Below are 16,314 nucleotides of genomic sequence, written 5' to 3' on the forward strand. Positions count from 1 at the left end.
CTCTCTCCGTTAGCTCTCGTTGCAATGGCCTGTTTTTCTGGATATGAACTTCACCGAATTCATTAGCCATTTGTCATTCTTGAGAACAAGGCCGATATCATATTTTGATTCACTATCAGCATGTCCAAGCGTTAACTCAGCTGCAACCTTATTACTGCTCACAGAAGATGTTTTAACCTCGATTTCATTAACCCAGTCAGGACATATTTCCTGAGCGTTGATAAAATAATCAGCCCCAGTATCATTGTCACTGTTAAGTTGCTGAAGGTGTTGCGTCGTATAGCTATCAATTGCCTTCTGACTTTTCTCTGCACCACTCTCCACATCAGGGTCGTTCCACGCGGTGAGATAGTCAGAGTAAAACTTTTTAACAACGAATTCTGGACTTTTCGCATCGAGTGTCGGGCTGTTATTTTCTCCAAAACTGAAGTTTAAAAATATTGCGAAAACAAAAGTTAACAGAAGCAATAAATTTTTAAGCGTTGATTTCATAGTCTATGTTCCCTGTTCACTATTTTTGTATCAGTCATTGAATGACTTACTGCTGATCTTATTTTCCTGGATAATATCCGTCAGGCTGAAATTTGGGGTTTCATTTGGAAGATTCGCGCCAGTACCCGGTACCATATAATTCGACGTCTTCATAATGAACTCACCTGATGAACCATGCTCAATGCCGTTTTTACTCAGCCTCAGGTAAGACCCACCACCGTTAAGCGTCAGCGTTTCCGGGGTGCTGATAATTATTTCATCTTCACTACTGGTCACCGTCAGCTGCTTTTCAGAAAACAGGGCCATCGTGTTGTGCTGCGCCTGAATCTCGATGTCTCCCTGGTTGGCAACCAGCTTCGCCCCGTCTTTATGCACAAACAGACCGAGGGCTTTTTCAACGCTCACGGACAGATTTTTCATCGCACCGATATCAAGATGCTGGCCTGCATTGATCATGGTATTGCCGATGCTGCTGAGCTGAAGGTGTTCACCTGAGGCCATTGCCACCCCCTGCGGAGCGCTACCCAGCAGGACCGCTGACTGGAGGTCCCTGATTTTGTCGGTCACAAAATTAATCTGGGTGTTGATGTCACAGACCAGGGCTCCGGCGGCTTCGGCGGCGCTGTTCAGGGCCTGCATCTGGCTGTTGGCCTGGTGAATCTGGTTAATGGCAGGGGTCATTTCCAGCACCGGGCCCTGCGCTTTGGCCTGGGCATCCGCCGTCAGGAACAGCCCTTTTGCCGCACGTACTGCGCCATGTTCATCCGTTCGCAGTTCAAAACCGGCGCCGCGCTTTTCTCGCTGGCTGTTGACCAGGTGCCCCAGGTTCAGCTGCGTTTTGCCATATTCCGTCGCAAGCTTGATATGCTCTTCCTGGCGCTTATCTTCCATCCGCAGCTTATTGTTCGCCGGCGTGCGCCACACGTTCCGCGTATGATTATCGCTGGTGACATGATCCGGATGATCTGAGTCATGCAGGGCATAAGCGATGTAGGGACGATCCGGGTCTCCGCCGTCAAATACGACAGCCACTTCCGTTCCGTCGAGAAGCGGTGAGTGGAATCCGTATGTATCACCGGCATAGGGTTTCGCCAGCCGCAGCCACAAATACGCATAGCCCTGTTCGGTATTGTTGCGGTCAAAGTCCAGTTTCACCCGGTAGCGGCCCTGTGCGTCGAGCCAGGAGTACGTATCACCTTTCTGTGTGCTTTCCACCCGGGCCGGAAGCGAGCCGGATATTACCGGGCGACTGAGCAGTGCCGGACGCCAGCAGACGGTTTCGCTGTATGGGATACCCTCAAACGTCAGCGTAAAGCTGCTTTTGCGTGAACCGCTGGTGCATACTGTGGTGATGACGATGCCTTCCCTGACAGCATCGGGTAACGTGCCGTCCGTTTCCAGTACCTGACCCGGAACCAGATGGGGGCTGGAGGAATGCCCGCTGACGCGGGACTGCGCGTTCAGAATACGTTCATGACGCAGGCGGGCGAAGTATGCCCCGGTCTCAGTGCTTTCAGCGTCATCGGCTGTCAGGAAAGGTTCCGCATAATGGTATGTTTCCCCGGTGGTGATCCCTTCCTTGCTGAAAATGCTTTCGGCACTGTCCTGCGGTTTCAGCGCTTCACGGTAGTTGTAGTCCCGGGTGGCCACACTCCCGCTCACCACCTTATATGCGGTCTGAATATCCCAGATGCTCTCCTGCCCGCTGTCGCTCATCCCGGCCTGGTTGCGCAATGGCAGGGTGACACCAAATTCATACTGCTGCTGGCTGTCCTGAAAAATCACTACGTCCTGCTCAAGACGGCTGTCCATTTCATAGCGCCAGTAAATGCCCACCTCCGCCAGCAGACGCTGGATAAATTCCAGGTCAGTTTCCCGCCACTGGGTGATGAGCTCCCGGGAGGGATATTCGCGGGAGAGCCGGAACTCAAAATCATGCCCTTCCAGACCGTGTTTACGCAGTACCTGTTCGACCACCTCAATCACTGATTGACTGAGGTAGATTTCGCTCCCTTTCGTATATTCCAGTAGGGCGATACGGGGAACGATCGTCAGCGCATAATGGGTCTCATCATTCGAGGTAGACACGCGGCGAAAGGATTCCACCACGCCAAACACCGTCCTGACCGGCAGCGCCGGTGTTCCGTCAAACACCGGGGTCTGGAAAGTAAATGACGCGGGTTTCAGCAGTAACGCGCCGCAGGCAATATCCACAGAGGAGCTGGTGACCGCCACGTCATACCGCCAGGGCTGACTGAGGGATTCCACCGCGCTGTAGTGCAGAACATCCAGAAATTCGCTGCATTCATGCACCTCAACCCGGTACCGCGACTGCCCTAAAAGCTGCGGTACCACGCTAGTTGCCTTGTTGATCAGGGAACTGCTCATGACGGCTCTCCTTCTGCCCGTTCATCAAACGCCAGCACAATGCCCTTTTCGTCATCCCGGGTCAGTTGTAGTGAGGAGGGCTTTTGTTTTGCCGCTATATGGCTTAACAACTGTTGACTCAGAACCGGCAGGTCACCTTCACCCTGATCCAGCGACTTTAACAACCAGTGCTCAGGCGTGATTTCTGCATGCGCACGGTTCTGACATAAAGAAGCCGCCCCCTCCAGTGCTCTGGCGCAATAAGGGTTAAGTCGTCGTAGCAGGACTGCTGAATAATGTTCCATGTCGTTCCCTCTTGTTCAGGCACGCTACCGCCCTTGACCGTCAACCGATGCCCATAAGGTTCATGCCGATAAATTGTGTGACTGCTCTGCAAAGCGTCCACCTGACAGGCGCTGTGCGGAGCAATACAAAATGGCGGACAGAAGGGATATGTCCGCCAGGGGGCTTACGCCGTGGTACGTTCGTTCCAGGAATCGGAATGAATGATGTTGCCGTCTTTGTAGGTCCAGGAGATTTTTTCGTAGCGCAGCTCGATCTGCTCAAGGTGGTTATGCTTCTCAAAAGAAGGATCCTTGATGTCAGCGCCTCCATCGTCTTTCAGCCGCAGAAAAACCGGGATTGCCATGTTTATTTCTCCATTTATTTAGTTGAAACGTCACTTACATCCTGTGACGCGTGTTTTGCATCTGCCAGACGACAGGCGTCAGCCTGCGGTACCAGGCTGATCTCGACACGCCGGTTGTGCGCACGGCCATCAGGCGTGTCGTTTGATACAATTGGTCGGCTGTCACCGTAACCCTGCACGGCAAAACAACTTTCCGGTATATCCCCGGTATCACGCATCCAGTTACGGACGGCCTCCGCTCGTTGCAAAGACAGGGTCTGGTTGAGTTGCACGCTGCCGGTATTGTCTGTGTGGCCGCTAACCACGATGAGCCAGCCTGTTCTGGCTTTGATCCCCACCAGTGCGTTGACGAGTATTTTGGTTGAGCCGTCTTTAAGTGCTGATTTGCCAGAATCAAACAGCGACATGCTGTCGAGCCGTACAATTTTGGGTACCGGTTTTGGTTTAGGGGCAGGTGGGGGAGTCCAGGTATCGATAGCCTGCTGCAAGGCCAGCCACAGGCGTTGCCCCGGATAATAGCCCAGGCTGTAACGTAAAGGCTCTCCCTGACGCTGCCACCGCTCAAGCAGGAGCACATCCTGTTTCAATGCGGCCAGTGATTCTGCTTTAGGACGGTAATGTTTCATGGGAATAGCATTCCAGCGCTGTAAATTGGCACTGACATGACGAATAAGATTACGATTATTGAGCGCGGACATGCCCATAGCCGTCAGAACGCACAGCCACATCAACAGAACCAAACGGCGGGTACGCTGGCCCCCCTGAACTGTCGAAGTAAACGGTACCAAAAGTGGCAGAACGGCATCCGGGAACAAACCGGTATGAAGTGGCTGCAGGGATTCCCGTGAAAACTGCAAGCAGGTGCGGGAATAGAGCCAATCGGACCAGACAGACTGAGTCTCTGGATTGACTACTCCGAAGCGCATAGCCACGGAAAATACGCGCACAGGCGGTGTTAACCGGTCAGGTTTCTCCAGCTCATCGGCCAGCATATTACGGATAAAGGAAAATGCCTGGCTGACTGCTGGCAGCGCCAGGATATTGTCTCCCGCCTGCTGCCAGTCAATGAATGCCTGAGGCGAATCATTAACCGGGCATACAATCCGCTTATCACCCCGAACGATTATCCACGGCGTTTCAGGCCCGGAAAATTCGGCACTCAACACAACCGGCAGTGTGAAACCCGTCAGGGATTTAATCTGTTTACACTGCTGGCGGAGCGTTTTCAGTGCGGAACGCAGAACGGCTTCATCCTGATGATGGTCTGGCAGGCAACGGTACATCACCGAGAGCTGTCCGACCTGGCGCGGGAACTGCTTCTGTATGCTGCGGACAATGTCAGTTAACCGGCTGACGTCACCGGCCCGTAGCCACCATCCCTGGGCTGTTTTACGCAGAGGACCTCCCTGAAACAACGTTTCCAGCATGTCACCACACACCAGTACAACGGGGCCCTGGGTGTCGAGTAATGGCAGTTCAGCAACCGGGAGGGTAACGTCAGAAGCAGGCTCTTCACTCCGACAGTTTTTAACAACATACCCGCCTGCCAGAAGGAGGAGCAGCAGAGTGATCAGGCCGTTAAAAACGTTGCCTGTCGGGATAAAACACCACAGCAACCACAGCAACGTGGCAACGGCTACCAGGGTGTGCAGGACTACCGGAATGATGACTGTTCTACGCATTAGCCATGCAGCTCCGGTATTTGTGCTGACAACAGAGCCTGAAGCCACAGATGGCCCCCCCACCAGATAACGCCGGTAAGAATGACGGCAAGCGCTATCCAGAACCAGACTGAACGGAACAGACTCCAGCGATGTTTCCCCATCAGGTCAACAACCAGTGACAGACCGGCATCAGGCGGAGAAACGCGTTCAGAAAGGGCTTTCACTACCTCATCACGCTGCGACTGGCTGACCTCTTTCAGGCTGTATAACCCCTGAAAACCCAGGGCAATCACCCGGTGATAACAGGTTAAAACGGCCGGGTTCGGTGAGGGCTGACGCAGGACTTCTGCAATGCGATCCCATAGCGCTTCACCTGCCCGAAGTGATCCAAAAAATCGGGCCTGAAGCGGCGCTTTACGCCAGGCTATCTGGCCTTCATCAACTTTCGTCGCCTCTCCTTCCTCGCTTTTTTCAGGCTTACGGCTCATCACCGTCTCGTCGAGCAGGGCGCATTGTGCGTAGGAAATATGCCCGACACTGGCCTCGTCATAACCGGCACGCTCCAGCGCTTCCCGCACACTTTCAACCTGTTTAACGCATTTGTGGTAAAGCGCAGAGCCATTAAGCGTGACAGCGCCGTTCTTCAGCATGGTGACGGTGAGCCAGGTCTCCGTCATCAGCTGGTCGATATCAATATCCTGTCTCATGAGCGCAATACCGCAAACAGTTCAAGTTCCAGAGCGCCAAGTAACTCAGGCACATAGAACATACACACCCCCTGTTCCAGCATTTCATGCGCAGCGGAGCTTTCCATATCAAGCGCGAAGTACTGGTTCTCCATACGTACAGGCAATGCTGCCGGGACCCTGCTCACCGGAATCAATGGAATCCCCCTGAGCGCGGCGCCATATATGGTATTAACCTCATCAGGTGACCCCGCCTGACAGAGTGCCGGGAATTTGTCGGCAACCTGCCAGGCCGGGATATCTGAGCGCACAGAGAGCCAGAGGTCGGCCTCTTCACGCAGACGAATATCGTGAAGGTTGGCCTTCCATGTCTGTCCGTCCGGGCGGGACATTTCCAGTGCAATGACCCGGGATGGCAGACTTGCCTCCAGCAACCCCGCTATCAGGTCAAACAGCGGGGGAAACGCATTGGCTGGTTCCTCATGGTCATACCCCGGTATAGCGTCAAGGTCATGGTCCAGGGAAAAGGTCAGCATACTGCCTGCCAGACGAGCGAGCTCCGCCCACACCTGTTCAGGTGGACGGCAAGGAAAACGTTCGTATTCCGTCAGCACTCTGGCGTGAGAATTCAGTGCATTCAGCAACCAGAAAAGGGAAACATCCGCGACAGCAAAATCGGCAAGTCTTTCGTTGCTTTCACGACGCATGGTCATCAGACGCTGGCGTCGGGAGCGTAACTGGCGATTGAGCAGCACCAGACGTTCGCGAAGAACCGGACTTGCTCCGAATGACGCCACTGGAGGAATAAAAGACGGATCCTGTCGCCACGCATTTTGTCCATCCCGGAGCAGTCTTGCTACCGGGCAGACTTTCCAGGCCTCATTACTTTCATGGGCAAACCGGATGGTGAAATTAAACCGGGCAACTGCCATGGATTCTTCTTCAGAACCAAAAAAATCCGGTATAGTTACCCATTCCTCCCGGTAACGAAGCGGACGGTCAGCGGTCATGCCTTCCTGTTCAACATTAACAACACCGGGCTGCAAATGAGGGAGTGCGATAACGACTGTTACCGCATCCAGACCAGCCAACAGATCCGGGTCTAACTCGCGAGGAGGGGGAAGCAGATCGCTCCTTTGCGCATCAATCAGTGAACCATCTTCCAGCCAGAGGCGTAACTGCGTAATCTGGATCAGGCCGGACGAAAGAAAACTGTCATTAAACTCAATCTTTTCCACGCCCCAAGGGAACGGGGTGGCTAGCGCTGATGCACCGGCACTGCGAAAAGATTCCCATTCAGCCTGCTGCTGGAACTGCTGAGGGGACAGCAAAGCCCCCTCGTTCCACAGTGGACGATAAATTTTCATCCCTGTCCTGCCTTATGCTTTTGCTTTAGGCATCCGGGATGCCACAGACAGATTGACGTCCATGCCATCGACCTGGAAATGAGGGATTGCAAAGCGTTTCACACGGAAGAAACCCGGCTTGTCCTCAATGTCTTCAATAATGACTTTGGTATCGCGAAACGGATGGGACGCCTGCAGATCGTCGCCTACGCTGTCGAAATTGCGCTTCGAAATGTTTACCTTTTCGCGTTCAGACAACGGACGATTTTCCCGGCCATGACAGAAGCCCCTAACTGTCAGCAGTTTCAGCGGCAGCTCGGTTTTTTTCTGGGCCCCACCGGTGTGCAGGGCTAAATATAAGTTAATACGAGCTTTGGGTATTTCTTCCTGGTACGAACCGGACATGCAATGTTCCTTCATTTGACGTGTCTACGACAGCAGAAGAAGTGAAAGCCACAGGGGCTTTCCACAGAACGACTCCACCGCCCTGACAGCGATAAATAATGATGAATAAAACAGAGGGTTACGATGAAAATCGTACGCCGGTTGATGGCGTTAACAAGTCTGCACGCCCAATGCAAATGTAAATAATAATTTCACTTAAAGCCCGTCACTGCTATTTTCCATTTCAGAAAATGAACAAATATTTCTTTCCGGACCCATTGCCCATAAAGGATTTGAGCGTATACAACCCGCCATCGCGCCACTTAATTCCCGTTATTAATTATTTCGGTTAAGTAACAATTTAGCGCCCAGCTCCGATTAAGTTTTGCCAATCTGATGATTATTCAATCCGCAAACTTCACCCCATAAATACAAACAACATAAACAATATCTTTTGACAATTATTAATTACCCATCATGTACATCAGGCAGAGAATTCAGCGTGGGTTTTATGTATATTTTAAATGTTAAATCATTTTCCAGAAAATCAAATTATTTATTCCAGAAACTTATTCTCCATTGAAAAATAATTCTTCACAACAATAATTATGAATGCGTTAAAGTATTTATAAAATAGATATATACTCCAGCAATCATTGATTAATCGCCGAAACAGATCGAGTTTTAAAAATTGAAGTGTGAAAATGATCTGGCTTTTCAAAATACCTCTGCCAGCATATGCCATAAATTCCCATTAAGCCGAGAACGGTTATTAATGAATCCCCCTTTTACGCTGCCGGCCAAACTGTCGCCCCTGGCTTGTCGTCAGGTTGCCAATCAGGCCTGGTGCCCTGCCACAACCGGCGAGCCATTGCTGAATTCTGCCCGTGATATTGCCGAAAGCTGGCTGAATGCTGTCATATCTGCTGCAACGATGCCATGATTCAGTCCCACATCGACCGGGCGCTGTCTCCCCAGGATGCGATTAACTATCTCATTGAACGTTGCAGGAAAATATCTCTTTAGCTCAGCCCTGAGCCAGGCGATAAAACGGTACTGGCCTCATTGTTGCAGTGAGATTATCAGACACCAATATCTGGCCCGTCGCTACCCGCATCCCTGATTTTCTCAACCTCAGTACGTCAGCTGCTATACGCTGGCTGCCAAACCAGAAAAGCCCGTCCAACGCCGTGACATCAAGTCCTGATTCGAGCGCCATCTTCAGGCGTTCCCGTGGAGATTTCACCGCTTTTGCGATCTGCTGGTAAGGGGCTTCGGTCAACCCTTCTGGATCTATGCGCCGGATACGATGCGACAGGCGATACTGAAATTCATCCGGTATACCGTCAAGGCTCGCTTTCAGGGTATATACACACCCAAAGCGTTTACCATTAAAGATGACGTTTTTCTGGCTAAGCTGTAGCGCGTCACGCACGCTGGCAATCAATTGCGGGGTGCGAAGTAATAACAACCGAAAAGGCAGCTCAAAGCTGGTCACATAGTCCACGTTCAGTAAGGCAATACGCAGACGCTCTTCCGGTCCAGCCTTCATTTCCCGACATTCAGCAATGACGTCAGCCCATTGGCCGGTAAGACGAGAACTTTCAGCAGCCTCTGTAAAGCTGTACTTTTCAGTCTGATAATCAATACGTCCGCTCACACGGCATTCCCTTCTGGCCACATTTCGGTATTTGCTGCTCACTTTACCAGCGACAGACGACTACCGAAAGCCTGGCAACCTAACAAATATTGATTCAACTCATATACTTAATTGTTATCACACTGATAATCTCATGGAATTCATTGGCTGGCGGACAGGGTCACCGTGTTAGAAATCTTTTCTTAACCCACTGAAAAATATCTAACAAATATTTTTCTCATATAAAACGATGATTCGTTCAATACGGATCCGAATTTATTTGGGTTAAAAAAGGTACGGTATGAAAGTCACATGGACTGTCACTCCTGCCGGGTACCAGCGTATTACCAAACGCTGTCCCGCATGTAATGTAAAACGCGAGTTTGCACCTTCCGGGTCCTTCAGGGTCAATTCACAAAAAAAAGTGCTCGATATCTGGAGCATTTATAAATGTATGCATTGTGAATATACGTGGAATATCTCGCTGTTCTCACGGCTTCACATCAGCAAAATTAACCGAGAGCTGTACCAGCGGTTTATCACTAATGATGCCAGTACGGTTCACTATTATTCTCATGATAAAGCCACTCTGAGCCGAAACAACGCTGAGCTTGCGGGTAAGCCTGATTTTCGTGTTCAGGAACAATGGCAGGCCAGCATCAACATTGACCAGCACTTCGCCGTCAGCATCAGGCTTACCTGTGCTTTTCAGATCAGTGCGCTATCGATATTGAAGCGCCAGCTTTTACTCAGCACGGCGGAGATTAAGAGCCTGATAGATGAAGGTCATATTCGCGGTATCACCATGAAAGAACTCAAATCCCGAAAGTTACAGACAGCAAATGTCGATTTTCACTTGTCTGCGGTAACGTTGTATGCCCGGCGAAGGGTGGTTATGGCGCCACGTTAATAGAATAAGGCTCATCCTGAGGTAATGAGCCCTCCCGATCCGACACCTTTGCCGGATCGGGATAACGGTGTCATGTCAGACAACAAAACGATTAACCAGATCCCTCATGGTTACTGAGAGGTTATCCAGCCGCTGGCTGTCATTCGCGGCCTGAGAAACCAATGCCGCGTTTTGCTGTGTAACCTGCTCCATGGGTCTCAGCGCCAGGTTTATCTGGGAAACACCCTGCGATTGTTCCGTCGCTACCCGGGCGATATCGCCGATATATTGCTTCATACTGGTGGTATTATCCGCCGCCGCTTTTAGCGCGGTAGCTGATGCGGTAACCCGCTCAACGCCCTCGCTGATTTTTACCATATTCTGCGCCACCAGCTCACGGATCTGATTCGCTTCTTTAGCACAGCGCTGTGAAAGGTTACGCACTTCACTGGCTACTACCGCAAACCCCCTTCCCATCTCTCCGGCGCGAGCCGCTTCAACAGCCGCATTCAGCGCCAGCAAATTCGTCTGAAAAGAAATATCATCAATTGAGGTAACAATATTTGAGATTTTCTCACTGGAGGAGCGAATATCCCCCATGCTCTGATTTGCCGCGCTGGCGACGTTACTGGCCTGGCGAACCTCTTTTTCCAATCTTATTGTCAGGAGCTCCGCTTCGCGGGCATTGTCCGCCGTTTGCGTAATCGTCGTTGAGAGCTGTTCCATACTGGCCACGGCTTCTACAATCGATGCGGCCTGTTCATCGGTGCGCTGGGCCAGATCCTGATTTCCCGCCGTAATACTGCTGCTGGCATCGTACAGCACCAGAGAGCCTTGTTTAATCTCCTGCACGATGTGCTGAATATTTTCCAGCATCGTGTTATAGGCGCGATTGAGCGAAGAAAGCTCGTCTTTCCCTGGTGTCGCCAGACGTTGAGTCAGATCGCCGTTCATACCCGCAATCTTGTTTAGCGTGTCGCTGAACTGACGGTGCATATTGAGTGCGATGGCCCCGGCGAACGCCAATGATGCCAGTAGCGCCAGCAGGCTCACGGCCATATATATCTGCCAGTTCTTACGCGCATCCTGCGCGAGTTTTATCGCACTTTCCCACAGAAGATTCGCTGCCACATTTTCAATCTGTCGCATCACTTCAATACGCTGGGTTTGTACTTTAAACCAGACGGTAGGATCGACGTCAAATCCACCATTCGCCGCATGACTAAACGCAGCTTCGCGTAATGAAAGCGCTTGGGTAGCGTCGGTGGATTGTAAGCGACTTTTGAGCATGGCGGCCTGTTCAGGTGGACTCAGGCGCAAAGATTGCGCCAGCCAGACATTCTGTTTACTGACCACATCGCTAAGCTGATGTAATTGTCCGTCGGCGAAATGACCAGAGGAAAAGATATTTGCCAGCAGCGCCCGCTCAATACCCGCTTGCTCCTTCAAATTCAGCAGGTTGTAGTAGGCTGCGAATGAATTCGCCATCTCGCCGGAATCCGTCAACGTCCCTAACCGGCCCACAAAATTCAGTACATCAGCAATAACGTTGGTATAAAACTTAACCACCTCAGAGGCTGGCAGACCCAATTGCGTCACCTTTTCCCGGAGTGTCGCCAGTGACAGAATATTTTTCTTAAACGCGGCGACAGAGGTGGTGACATCCCCTGCCTGTAAGGCGGTATCGGACAGCGAATCCACAAATACCTCGATCTCGCGATCGGTTAAGGCCCGTTGTGCGTTTAGTTCATCTTTGAACGTCTTCCCTTCGGCCCCAAGAAACCCGACACTCATTCCACGCTCTTTTTGCAGTTCATGCACCACATTTCCGGCACTGCGCGCGAGGGCTGTCAGTTGGGCAATATTCTCCATCTGTCGTTCTGTTTCGATGCGCGTCCATATTCCTGAACCAGCAAACCAACATAACGCCAATAATAGTGGTTGCAGCGCGATTATTAACTTCATTTTCATCGGCATTCGATAAACCCACCACATGCCACTTACCTCCCTTATCCATATTTTCGTCATGGTTATCGGCGTGACATAGCTGCACTTTAAATTTTTTCAAAAGAAGGATGGGTATTTTTAGGTTTAAAATCAGAAAATATACCTCTATTTAATTACTCAGAACAGAGTAAACATCTTCACTATCAATAATTTCAGATCTATATTTTGTAATTTCATAATTTATAGAATATTATTCTACCCATAAAAATAACGTAATTACTGTTCCTGGCCAAGACCGCTAACAGGAAAGTCTCAGTAATCAGTTGAAATCTTAATTACCCCTGCGGATATAATTAGTTCATAGAGATAACAATCGATATTCTTTGCAGATCGCAACTGGAATCCAACGTTAGGATTATTATATTAAATATCAATTCATCAAAAAATACTTTTAGATCAACTAATTAATCACCTCTAACAATGTGGCATCGGTAATAAACTCACTTTCGCATTGAATTAAAAAATAAATTATCTAACATAATTATTGTTCACTATTACTCTATAAGAGAATCAATTTATGAAAAAATTTAGCATCATGGTATTGTTAGGTTCGGCAATCGCATTTTCAGCATATGCCGCAGAGCAAATTACACCAGAACAGGCAAGCAAATATACCAAAATAGGAGAGATTAGCGTAACGGAAGATGGATTCACAATGACTGATGATGGGCTCAGCAAAAAAGTAGATGAAAAGGGTGGCAAATACTACGTAATTACATCAACTGAAGGGCATGCTGAACACAAAACTATCAATGCGGACATTTACAACTAAATGCCATGATACAAATAAGTCATTTATAAATTATTCCTACCTGAAAACTCGATTCTCCCGATAAGGGAGAATCGAGTAACTTTATTATAATGCATTTCTATTTAACCCTACATTTAATCTATTTAAGGAGATAATATGTTAAAGGTTTATCCCTCTGGGAAATTACCATATATCGCGGTCATCGCGATTACACTCTTTCTCTCTGGTTGTAGCACTATTCCTGCATCGATTAAAGGTAATAATCAACCAGACTTGCAAAAAGATTTTCTAAAACTGAAGCAAACCCCTGGCCTCTATGTTGGGCAAGAGGTTCGACTGGGAGGCCTCATTATTAATGTTGTTAATCAGCCTCAAGAAACGTTGCTTGAAATAGCTGTACTGCCGCTTAATTATAATGCGCAGCCAGAAATTGGGGCACAATATCAGGGACGGATACTGGCCAAAAGCTTAATGTTCCTCGATCCGGTAAACTTCCGCAATCACTATGTTACCGTACTGGGTAACCTGACGGGGAGTCGTACTGGCCGGGTTGGTAATTCCACCTATTCTTTTGTTACAATGAATATTGTTGGTTATCAGGTGTGGCAAGAAGAAACGCGTATTATGCCGGCCCCAGGTTTTGACTACGGTATTGGGCCAGTTTGGCCTGCCGACTGGAATGGCATGATGTATCCCGGTTGGGGATGGTACGATCCACCACTACAGGTAGAGAAAACCCTGTCTCCTTAACATTCGATAATTCTCCTCTGTCCATTCTATTCAATGCCTGGAAAACTATGTTTCCAGGCATTACCGCATGAATCTCTCACCTTTTCTCTGTTGAATATAAATAAAAAAGCTGGCGAAGTTATCGCCAGCAAAAGTCTGTATAGGAGTCTCAAGTTCGTCACTAATACAAGTGACATATTTATCCTAATGTTCCAGAAGATATTGTACAAGCTAGCTTTATATAAATTAATCCTGGATAACGTAAAACATAATATTTCATACCAATATCTAGTTGGCATTTTGCACACTAGGAATTTTCTTATACTAAAATATAAAAGTCAGTTATTTCATAACACTGAGAATTTTACTTAGGATTATTATATAGATTTACATCTGGATTAATCAGAAAAATAGATTATGTTTATAACATTAAATAAACATAGCATGGAATAACTGCCTCCTGCATCTTCAATCTCAATAACCAATGTAAAACTCTATTATTTACAAATATTATAACTAGATATATGCACCAAAGGAGCATTGTTATGATTTTCATCATCACAAAGGATTTTTTCCTTTTCCAGGGTATTATTCACCTACAGGAAAAGGAAAAAATCATCAAGATTAATCAACTTTCAGACATTAACTTTAATGACATCGATCACACTGTAAGAATAGTTATCGATACTTATCACAATAATATTATAGATGAAGTTACGGTCAGACTGCTTAATCACATTGATGTGCAAAGAATCATCATCCTTGCCCCTTTTCAAATTAGTAAATTGAAAAGCGCATCGCCTTTACTGTTTGTAAACAGAAAAGAGCCACTTATGAACTTACTCTCACTCATCATAGATGAAAAAATTTCATATCAGAAACCGAATGTGGCACTTTCGCATAACCAGCTGAAACTTGTTAATTCGATTATTAATCAGCAAAACATGAATGACATCACCCAATCACTTAACATCTCTGAGCAGACGATGCGTATTCAAAAATTCAATATTATGCTTAAGCTAAAGCTTCGGCGAATAAGCGATCTGGTCACTCTAAAAATATCCCCTTACTTTTAGCATGCACGTGAGTAATATTTCAACTTTTATCAGGAAATTAATATTATATGCTAACATCATTAATTGCCATTATGATTGGTGGCGGTATAGGAAGTGCATTACGTTGGGGTATATCTCAGCGATTAAATGCTTTTTTTCCTTTATTGCCGCCGGGTACTCTCATCTCAAACATCATTGCCGGATTCATTATTGGCTTTGCTACGGTCTTTTTTACACGACTTACATCATTCTCACCGGCAGTTAAACTGATGATCACAACTGGGTTATGTGGTGGTCTGTCGACCTTTTCAACCTTTTCAGAGGAAGTTTTTTCACATTTGCAAAACGAAGATTATATCTGGGCCAGTACAGAGATTGCCGTTCATGTACTGTTTTCCTTGCTCGCCGTTTATACCGGCTTCTTAGTTGCGTCGTTTATTACCAATTGGTGCCGATAAACCGCAAACTCTCGTGACATTAATGTGAGCGATATGATGCAGATAAAAAGAAAATTCGCGGTAATTGGTCTGCTTAATCTTCTCTTCATCGGGGGATGTGACGACAGTAAAAATACGCTTCCACATCCCGCCGTACCGGATGTGGGGGTTATTACTCTGCAGGCTGAATCAATAAATATCACCAGCAAATTACCAGGACGCATTGTTCCTTTCGAAATTGCCGAGATACGCCCTCAAGTTGGTGGAATCATAATTAGTCGTCAGTTTAAAGAAGGCAGTAAGGTCAATGCAGGAGAGCAGTTGTTTCAGATTGATTCTGCCCCCTTGCTGGCAGAACTGGATCGAGCGAAGGGTAATCTGGCGAAGGCTCAATCCGCTGCGGATAACAGCCGTTTAACGTTAGATCGTTATACAGCATTACTAAAATCAAATTATGTCAGCCGACAGGACTATAACACGGCTCAAGCTAACGCAAAGGAAGCGCAGGCAAACCTCTTAGTGGCAAAAGCGGCAGTACAAAGTGCCAGAATCAACCTGAACTATGCCAGTGTCACTTCACCACTGAGTGGATTAAGCGGAAAACCCACAGTCACCATCGGTGCGTTAGTCACCGCCAACCAAACACAAGCACTGGTCACGGTTCAACGACTTGACCCGGTTTATGTCGATGTGACCCAGTCCGCCAATGATTTTCTTAAGCTAAAAACTGACATGGAACAAGGCGTAATTGAGCAAAGCCAAGGGCAGGTGACGGCCTTGCTGGAGTTTGATAACGGTAAGCGGTATGCCCACACGGGAAAATTGCAATTCTCTGACCTCACGGTAGATGAAACAACGGGATCAGTTACGCTCAGAGCTATTTTCCCGAATCCTGATAATACTCTTTTACCCGGCATGTATGTTACTGCTGTACTCAATGAAGGCATCCAGCACCATGTATTGCTGGTTCCGCAAGAAGCGGTCACCCGCAACGCCAGCGGCAAAGCGACAACGCTCATTCTCGATGCCGAGAACATCGTCCAGTTGCGTGAAATCACAGCTGCAAAAGCGATAGGAGATAAATGGCTGGTGACGTCAGGATTACGCCCTGGCGACAGAGTAATTGTCTCTGGTCTCCAGCAGATTCGTCCAGGCATCAAAGCCCATGCCCTTTCCTCCCCCCTGGAATCAAATCCCCCTTTACCTCAGTAAGGCCGGG

Annotated in this window: 16 protein-coding genes and 1 pseudogene; 7 read left to right on the top strand and 10 right to left on the bottom strand. The window is 48.3% G+C overall.

Features of this window, described 5'->3' with window-relative positions; translation table 11 throughout:
- Positions 1-9 precede the first annotated feature (9 nt).
- From FDW97_RS08435 to FDW97_RS23705, 8 genes and pseudogenes are all read right to left on the bottom strand, one after another.
- On the bottom strand, positions 10-492 hold the full coding sequence (locus FDW97_RS08435) for a DUF3828 domain-containing protein (RefSeq protein ID WP_121529348.1): 483 nt from the start codon (positions 490-492) through the stop codon (positions 10-12).
- A gap of 30 nt (positions 493-522) precedes the next feature.
- Complete coding sequence (locus FDW97_RS08440) at positions 523-2,880, bottom strand: type VI secretion system Vgr family protein (protein ID WP_137350897.1); 2,358 nt, start codon at positions 2,878-2,880, stop codon at positions 523-525.
- Positions 2,877-3,164, bottom strand: coding sequence for a hypothetical protein (locus FDW97_RS08445; protein ID WP_137350898.1), 288 nt, complete (start codon positions 3,162-3,164; stop codon positions 2,877-2,879). The genes FDW97_RS08440 and FDW97_RS08445 overlap by 4 nt, the downstream gene beginning before the upstream one ends.
- Before the next feature lie 164 nt (positions 3,165-3,328).
- Positions 3,329-3,463, bottom strand: a pseudogene (locus FDW97_RS08450) (type VI secretion system tube protein Hcp); the annotation flags it as partial.
- Between the two features lie 59 nt (positions 3,464-3,522).
- Positions 3,523-5,190: an OmpA family protein gene (locus tag FDW97_RS08455; RefSeq protein ID WP_137350899.1), complete on the bottom strand. Its 1,668-nt coding sequence runs from the start codon at positions 5,188-5,190 to the stop codon at positions 3,523-3,525.
- The gene (tssL, locus tag FDW97_RS08460) at positions 5,190-5,879 is read right to left on the bottom strand and encodes a type VI secretion system protein TssL, short form (RefSeq protein ID WP_087857285.1); all 690 of its coding nucleotides are present in this window, start codon (positions 5,877-5,879) and stop codon (positions 5,190-5,192) included. The genes FDW97_RS08455 and tssL overlap by 1 nt, the downstream gene beginning before the upstream one ends.
- Entirely contained in the window at positions 5,876-7,225 is a 1,350-nt protein-coding gene (gene tssK, locus FDW97_RS08465; RefSeq protein WP_137350900.1) for a type VI secretion system baseplate subunit TssK, read from the bottom strand. The genes tssL and tssK overlap by 4 nt, the downstream gene beginning before the upstream one ends.
- A gap of 12 nt (positions 7,226-7,237) precedes the next feature.
- Entirely contained in the window at positions 7,238-7,609 is a 372-nt protein-coding gene (locus tag FDW97_RS23705) for a type VI secretion system contractile sheath small subunit (RefSeq protein ID WP_137350901.1), read from the bottom strand.
- Positions 7,610-8,363: 754 nt separating this feature from the next.
- Between FDW97_RS23705 and FDW97_RS23410 the strand changes: the two genes are divergently transcribed.
- Complete coding sequence (locus FDW97_RS23410; RefSeq protein ID WP_161959066.1) at positions 8,364-8,531, top strand: hypothetical protein; 168 nt, start codon at positions 8,364-8,366, stop codon at positions 8,529-8,531.
- Positions 8,532-8,615: 84 nt separating this feature from the next.
- On the opposite strand, the gene FDW97_RS08475 is transcribed toward FDW97_RS23410, so the two are convergent.
- Positions 8,616-9,248: a DNA-binding protein gene (locus FDW97_RS08475; RefSeq protein ID WP_085047793.1), complete on the bottom strand. Its 633-nt coding sequence runs from the start codon at positions 9,246-9,248 to the stop codon at positions 8,616-8,618.
- A 280-nt stretch (positions 9,249-9,528) separates the two neighbouring features.
- Between FDW97_RS08475 and FDW97_RS08480 the strand changes: the two genes are divergently transcribed.
- Positions 9,529-10,137 carry a DUF1062 domain-containing protein gene (locus tag FDW97_RS08480; RefSeq protein ID WP_137350902.1) on the top strand — a complete coding sequence of 203 codons (609 nt, stop codon included), beginning with the start codon at positions 9,529-9,531 and terminating at the stop codon, positions 10,135-10,137.
- A gap of 75 nt (positions 10,138-10,212) precedes the next feature.
- On the opposite strand, the gene FDW97_RS08485 is transcribed toward FDW97_RS08480, so the two are convergent.
- Positions 10,213-12,111, bottom strand: a complete 1,899-nt coding sequence (locus FDW97_RS08485; RefSeq protein ID WP_069325337.1) for a methyl-accepting chemotaxis protein — start codon at positions 12,109-12,111, stop codon at positions 10,213-10,215.
- Positions 12,112-12,640: 529 nt separating this feature from the next.
- Here FDW97_RS08485 and FDW97_RS08490 point away from each other — a divergent pair.
- The 5 genes from FDW97_RS08490 (at position 12,641) to FDW97_RS08510 (ending at position 16,307) form a co-directional block, all read left to right on the top strand.
- Positions 12,641-12,895 carry a DUF1471 domain-containing protein gene (locus FDW97_RS08490; RefSeq protein WP_137350903.1) on the top strand — a complete coding sequence of 85 codons (255 nt, stop codon included), beginning with the start codon at positions 12,641-12,643 and terminating at the stop codon, positions 12,893-12,895.
- Between the two features lie 135 nt (positions 12,896-13,030).
- The gene (locus FDW97_RS08495) at positions 13,031-13,624 is read left to right on the top strand and encodes a Slp family lipoprotein (RefSeq protein ID WP_137350904.1); all 594 of its coding nucleotides are present in this window, start codon (positions 13,031-13,033) and stop codon (positions 13,622-13,624) included.
- 524 nt (positions 13,625-14,148) lie between these two features.
- A complete protein-coding gene (locus FDW97_RS08500; RefSeq protein WP_110497283.1) occupies positions 14,149-14,679 on the top strand; it encodes a LuxR C-terminal-related transcriptional regulator in 531 nt (176 codons plus the stop codon).
- 47 nt (positions 14,680-14,726) lie between these two features.
- Positions 14,727-15,116, top strand: a complete 390-nt coding sequence (gene crcB / locus FDW97_RS08505) for a fluoride efflux transporter CrcB (protein ID WP_069325332.1) — start codon at positions 14,727-14,729, stop codon at positions 15,114-15,116.
- A 36-nt stretch (positions 15,117-15,152) separates the two neighbouring features.
- The gene (locus FDW97_RS08510; RefSeq protein ID WP_077224012.1) at positions 15,153-16,307 is read left to right on the top strand and encodes an efflux RND transporter periplasmic adaptor subunit; all 1,155 of its coding nucleotides are present in this window, start codon (positions 15,153-15,155) and stop codon (positions 16,305-16,307) included.
- Positions 16,308-16,314 lie beyond the last annotated feature (7 nt).

Source organism: Citrobacter sp. wls708 (genome assembly GCF_005281255.1).
GTDB classification, from domain to species: domain Bacteria; phylum Pseudomonadota; class Gammaproteobacteria; order Enterobacterales; family Enterobacteriaceae; genus Citrobacter; species Citrobacter werkmanii.